Source organism: Spirulina sp. CS-785/01 (genome assembly GCF_028330525.1).
Classification (GTDB): Bacteria; Cyanobacteriota; Cyanobacteriia; order Cyanobacteriales; family Spirulinaceae; genus JAQMSD01.
The window spans coordinates 1-5,634 of the sequence record NZ_JAQMSD010000317.1 but is presented as its reverse complement, the minus strand read 5'-3'; the positions used below and the strand labels follow the sequence as shown (position 1 = coordinate 5,634).

The following is a 5,634-nucleotide window of genomic DNA, read 5'->3' as shown; positions in this document are numbered from 1 at the left end:
ACGAGACACCGTTGTTTCAGACACTTGTGAGAGACATTTTCTCCCCCTCTCCCAAGGTTGGGAGAGGGGGTTGGGGGGTGAGGGCGACTCCAAACCGCCATATCTCGTTACCCACCTTGACAGGGCTGGCAATGCCCACCTTATTTCAAAAATTAAAGTTGATAATTTTCTGACTAAAAAAATATGCAATTACTCATTAAAAAATTAGGTGCAATAAAAAACAACACACAACCTATTGATTTAGCTAAAAGGTTTTATATATTTGTGGGTTTAAACAATAGTGGTAAAACTTACGTTTCTCAATTATTGTGGACAATTTTTAATGAAAAAAATATTAATCAATTTGCCAAAAAGTCACAAATCAAAAATAAACTTGATATAAACTCTCAAGAACATAATGAAATTGAAATTACCCCCCAAATAGTAGAGGATATTCTTGAGGAATTCGCAGAGTTTATTAAAGCTCAATTAGTTGAAACTTATAATACAAATCAATACTCTTGGTTTACGAAAGATATTTCTCTTGCTTTTCAGTTTAATGAAGAAGAAATTTATAATTATGGACTAGAATTAAATTTCAATATAAATATTGATGATCAACAGAATTTAAAATATATTGTTGTCGAAAAAAACAAAAATTCAAACTTGGTTTCTGTTGCAAAGAAAGAAATGAAAGAAATCCCCATAGATTTTTTTGATAAGATATCAAAACAGCATTTTGAACAACACCAAAAAGTAATACAAAAAACCATTAGTGAATCCTTGATCGCAGCAATAATAGGACTACTCTTAAAACATAATCATGCTACTTTCTTCTTACCTGCAAGTCGTATTTTTTATCCTATTTTTTATAGATATATATACGATATAGAAAGAAGAAAACGAGAACAAGATATCAAGCAATTGTTAGATTTAATTGAAAGTTCAGATAATCTGGCACAAGTTTCTCCAAATAAGATTAGAGAAATTGGTTTATTTAAACGTTCTTATACAGAACCCATGAATCAAGTCTTTGAAGCGATTTATTCTCTTAATACCAACACTCAATCATTAGAATATTATACTGACTTAGTGAAGCAATTAATGGGAGTTATGGGAGGGGATATATCAATGGAAAAAATTGAAGGTATCTCCCCTATAGACTTTGCTTTTAATTTTGGTCAAGAAAATAAAAATTTACCTATGTATCTAGCGTCATCTGCGGCCAATCAACTGTCTCTACTCTATTTTTACTTAAAATATTGGGTAGAGAAAGAACATAATTTCTTAATGATGGATGAACCCGAAGAAAATTTACATCCAGAAAATCAAACCTTATTACTCGATCTTTTAGTACAATTTGCGAAAAAGAATGATAATAAAGTTTTAATTACTACTCATAGTCCTTTAATGGCCAACGCAGTTAATAACTATGTCTATTTGAGTGTTTTGAAAAACAAATATAACTGTAATGTTCAAGATATTGTAGAATCCAATAATCTGCAATATGTTAATCCTAACACCTCTCTTGCTCCTGAAGAATTAGGAGTTTACTTTTTTAATGGTAATAAAATCATAGATTATGAAACTGATGATTATGGGGCATATTTCAGGAAATTTCGTCAAGTCGAAGAAGGAGTGGATAAATCTCGTAATATCTTGACTGACTATATTTATGAGCTAGAAAATGAGTAGAAGTCAAAAATTTTTAGTCCTGAATGCGACAAATGTCAAAAACCCCTTCTTTATTAGACAAGAGTTTCAAAAAGCATTACAAAAAGAGGGATTAATTGAAGAAATAGATTTACAAGATGACATCGAAATCCAAGAAACTGGCAAAAATGCTACCTTAAAAAAGCTGGAAATAACTAACTTAAATTTTAGAGATAGTAAATCAGCAGTAGAAAAAATCTGGAGAATTAATCTAGAACAAGAAATACCCGGAATTTCCACTAAAGGGAATACAACTGAAGTAGCACTCGCAGTCTTACAAAGGTTTTATCTGGGAAGTTATAGCTTAAATATTATATTAATTGAATTAAAATCTTCGCTACAAAAACCAAAGAATAAGAAACCTAGTACCTTGGTTGATATTCACAATAAATTCAAAGATACCATGAATCGGATGTATATGCTGCTAACGTTAAATAATCATTATAATCCTCAAAAACAATATAATGAACAAACCATATATGTCAAAATTAAAGGTGCTGTTGTTTATAACAAAAATAACATCTCGAATGATGATGGAAGTGAATTATATAGCGTCCTGCAAAACAGTAAAAAGTTAATATCCTGTTCATCAATTTTAGATGATAAAGATAAAATAGAAGTTAAATTTTTCCCTAAACAATCTGGAGATGACGAAGAAAGTAGAGTTATTGCGTTGTCAGACTTATTATAAATTTACTGGATATAATACTTTTATCAATTTCTACAACAAGGGTTAAACTTCGCCCAAAATTATTGAGAATCGCGCCTAGCACATTATATCAAACCCGTCAACCCCCTCAATATATAGAGTGATTCCCCCTTCCTGGGGTAAATTTCTACACACTTCTTAACAAACCCGCTCAGGAAGCCTGAAACGGTTTAATCTAAAAGCTGACCGAAAATTTTTACAAATGCGTTTAATCAAGAGGCTTTGAGCGATTGAGTTTTCCCGAAAAACCCAGAAATCGCCCAAAAGCCCCAAAACGTGATTAGATCAGGAACACTTTTAGGAGAGAACTGAACAGACCATGACTATTACTGCAAGTGGTGGAAGTTCTGTAGCGAGGCCCCAACGTTATCAAACTGTACCGACTAGCGCGATCGCGCAAGCCGAACAGCAAGACCGCTTCCCAGACTCACGGGAACTCGGAGAACTCAAAACCTTCTTTGAATCGGGGACTCGTCGGATCGAAATCGCCCAACTGATCACCAAAAACTCCGAACTCATCGTTTCTCGCGCCGCCAACCGCATCTTTACCGGGGGATCGCCCATGGCCTTCCTCGAAAAACCCCCGGAAGATAAAACCGAAAAAGAACTCGCCCCCGCAGGGATTGGCGAAGGGAAAAGCACCCAAGAAGGCATGACCTTGGGGACCGTCACCTACGCCGAAAGTTCCGGCGGTGGTATCGTGGATAGTATCCGTTCCCTCTTCCTCTCCACGGGGAACAAAATCCAACCGCCTCCAGGCTTCCGTCCTATTAACATTGCGCGGTATGGCCCCAGCAATATGCAGAAATCCCTGCGCGACCTATCCTGGATGCTGCGCTATGTCACCTACGCCCTAGTGGCCGGAGACCCCAACATTATCACCGTCAACGTCCGGGGACTGCGGGAAGTCATCGAAAACGCTTGCTCCAGTGCCGCCACCATCGTTGCATTGCAAGAAATGCGCGTTGGGGCGCGGAAACTGTTCCAAGCCGACGAAGAAGCCCAAACCCTCGTCACCGACTACTTCGACATCCTGATCAGCGAATTTGAAGCGGCTACCCCCTCCGACAAACTCCGTCAACGGCCCTCCTCGGACCAACAAGGGTTACAACTCCCCCAAAGCTACTTTAACGCTGCCGAGCGTCGTCAGAAGTTCGTCATGAAGCCCGGACTCTCGACCTTAGAAAAACAAGCCGTAATCAAAGCGGCCTATCGGCAAATCTTTGAACGGGATATCAGCCGCACCTATAGCCAGTCTATCTCCTACTTGGAATCCCAAGTGAAAAACGGCGACATCTCCATGAAAGAGTTTGTCCGTCGTCTCTGTAAATCTCCCCTGTACCGCCAACAGTTCTTTGAACCCTTCATTAACAGTCGGGCCTTAGAACTCGCCTTCCGTCACATCCTGGGACGCGGGCCTTCCTCACGGGAAGAAGTGCAAGACTATTTCTCCGTTGTTTCTGAAGGCGGACTCGCTGCCCTCGTGGATGCCCTCGTGGACTCTCAGGAATATTCCGACTACTTCGGCGAAGAAACAGTCCCCTACCTTCGCGGACTGGGACAAGAGGCACAAGAATGCCGTAACTGGGGAATGCAGCAAGACCTGTTTAACTACAGCGCACCCTTCCGCAAAACCCCCCAATTCGTCACCACCTACGCCAAATATAACCGGCCTTTACCGGATCAGCACGTTTACGGGTCAGGCAATGATCCACTAGAAATTCAATTTGGGGCCATCTTCCCGAAAGAAACCCGCAACCCCAGCAAACGGCCTGCACCCTTCAGTAAAGATACCCGTCGTATCTTAATCCACCGAGGTCCCGCCACCAACAACCAAACCGGAAACCCCAAAGCCACAGGAGAATTCCCTGGCACATTGGGGGCCAAAGTCTTCCGCTTAGACCAACTCCCTGGAGGGAGCAACGGGGCCAGTGTTAAATATTCCGAAAGCAGCACCCAGAAAGTCCTGACCGCGTGTTATCGGCAAGTCTTTGGACGGGAACTCTATTCCGGTCAACGGTTAACAGTGGCCGAAATTAAACTGGAAAACGGCGACATCACCATTCGGGAATTCATCAAAACCTTAGCCAAGTCCGATGTCTTCCGGAATATGTACTGGTCTTCCATGTATGTCTGTAAGGCCATTGAATATATCCACCGTCGTCTGTTAGGTCGTCCCACCTATGGTCGTCAAGAGATCAACCGTTACTTTGATCTCTGCTCTAAACAAGGGTTCTATGCCTTAGTGGATGCCATTATCGACAGTCCTGAATATACCGAAGCCTTCGGAGAAGATACTGTTCCTTATGAGCGTTATCTCACTCCTGGGGGAATGCAGTTACGGATGTCTCGGCCTGGGGCCTTACGTCCGGACTACGCCACCAAAGTGGAAGTTCCCGAAACTCCTCGCTTTATGGAATTGGGTCAGGTGGACGAAACCCGCACCGAACCCGATATTGCCTATCGCATCACTCAAGGGGTTAATGTTCAACGTCAACAAGCCAAGGTCTTCAAACTCATTGACCTCAATGATAAAGTTGGCGTGAATAACTTGATTGCTGCGGCCTATCGGCAGGTCTTTGAACGGGACTTACAACCCTACGTGGTGCAAACTCAGTTCACCAACCTAGAAAGTAAACTCACTAACGGGGAAATTACCGTGAAAGAGTTTATTGAAGGGTTAGGCCGTTCGGAACTCTATATTAAAGAGTTCTATACCCCTTATCCCAATACGAAAGTGATTGAGTTAGGGACGAAACATTTCCTTGGCCGCGCACCGTTAAACCAGAAAGAGATTCAAACCTATAATCAAATTCTGGCTACCGCAGGGATTGGTGCGTTTATCGGTGCAATGGTGAACAGTATGGAATACTTGCAAGTCTTTGGAGAAGATGTTGTTCCGTACCGTCGCTATCCCACTTTACCTGCTGCGAATTTCCCGAACACCGAACGCTTGTACAACAAGTTAACCAAACAGGATAATGAGTTAGTTGTGCCTAGCTTTGAGCCTGTGGTGTCTCGTTAAGTTAAGTTGAACCTAGGGTTTTTAATCCTAGGTTCAGAGCGTAAACCCGTTAAAACGGGTTAAGAGAAAGTAGGGTGGGCATTGCCAGCCCTGTCAAGGTGGGTAACGAGATATGGCGGTTTGGAGTCGCCCTCACCCCCCAACCCCCTCTCCCAACCTTGGGAGAGGGGGAGAAAATGTCTCTCACAAGTGTCTGAAACAACGGTGT

Annotated in this window: 3 protein-coding genes; all 3 read left to right on the top strand. The window is 41.7% G+C overall.

The features are described from left to right. Positions 1-183: 183 nt before the first annotated feature. The 3 genes from PN462_RS21220 to PN462_RS21210 all read left to right on the top strand — a co-directional run bounded on the left by PN462_RS21220 (position 184) and on the right by PN462_RS21210 (position 5,426). Positions 184-1,674: an AAA family ATPase gene (locus PN462_RS21220; RefSeq protein ID WP_272130843.1), complete on the top strand. Its 1,491-nt coding sequence runs from the start codon at positions 184-186 to the stop codon at positions 1,672-1,674. Next, positions 1,667-2,383, top strand: coding sequence for a hypothetical protein (locus tag PN462_RS21215; protein ID WP_272130842.1), 717 nt, complete (start codon positions 1,667-1,669; stop codon positions 2,381-2,383). Before PN462_RS21220 ends, PN462_RS21215 begins: the two co-directional genes overlap by 8 nt. Positions 2,384-2,720: 337 nt before the next feature. After that, positions 2,721-5,426, top strand: coding sequence for a phycobilisome rod-core linker polypeptide (locus PN462_RS21210; protein WP_272130841.1), 2,706 nt, complete (start codon positions 2,721-2,723; stop codon positions 5,424-5,426). Positions 5,427-5,634 lie beyond the last annotated feature (208 nt).

Coding starts and splice junctions, on each gene's coding strand:
- PN462_RS21220 (WP_272130843.1), top strand. CDS start 184: ATGCAATTACTCATTAAAAAATTAGGTGCAATAAAAAACAACACACAA.
- PN462_RS21215 (WP_272130842.1), top strand. CDS start 1,667: ATGAGTAGAAGTCAAAAATTTTTAGTCCTGAATGCGACAAATGTCAAA.
- PN462_RS21210 (WP_272130841.1), top strand. CDS start 2,721: ATGACTATTACTGCAAGTGGTGGAAGTTCTGTAGCGAGGCCCCAACGT.